This window comes from Corallococcus praedator (assembly GCF_003612125.1).
GTDB lineage: Bacteria > Myxococcota > Myxococcia > Myxococcales > Myxococcaceae > Corallococcus > Corallococcus praedator.
This window is the reverse complement of sequence record NZ_RAWI01001059.1, coordinates 1-441: the sequence shown is the minus strand read 5'-3', so window position 1 is coordinate 441 and position 441 is coordinate 1. Positions and strand designations below refer to the sequence as shown.

The following is a 441-nucleotide window of genomic DNA, read 5'->3' as shown; positions in this document are numbered from 1 at the left end:
CCCCGGAGCTGTTGCCACATCGGGGCGCCGTCGCGATTCAGCCACATCGGAGTCTGGGACTTCTCGAAGCGCGTCGGCTCCGCGCATTGCTTCACCAGCTCACGCCAGAAGGCATCCACGATTCCGACCATTTCCTCCGGCGCAATCTTTCCGTCGACAAAAATCGGGACGCCATAAACCCGATGGATCAGGTCCGGGAATTTCGCGACGCCGCCCGGCTCCGACGGCGGTTCCACCACGAAGCAATCCCACACCGGAAACTGCTCCAACTTTTCCCAATGCCGCGGGTCCTCCGGCATGAAGTGCTTCTCGTCATCCGGCACCGAGAAGAAAGAGCAGCCTTTGGCCTGCGTCACCCGCGGCGCCATTTTCTTCCCGACGCTCACCGCCAGCACCGCACTGCGGATGGGCTCGAGCGGTTTGTCCTCAGCACGCCGGAAT

Annotated in this window: 1 protein-coding gene; it reads right to left on the bottom strand. The window is 62.6% G+C overall.

Going from position 1 to position 441, the window contains the following annotated elements:
- Positions 1 to 441, bottom strand: a 441-nt coding sequence (locus D7Y13_RS46440; RefSeq protein WP_158626233.1) for a hypothetical protein, incomplete at both ends; no start/stop codon positions are given.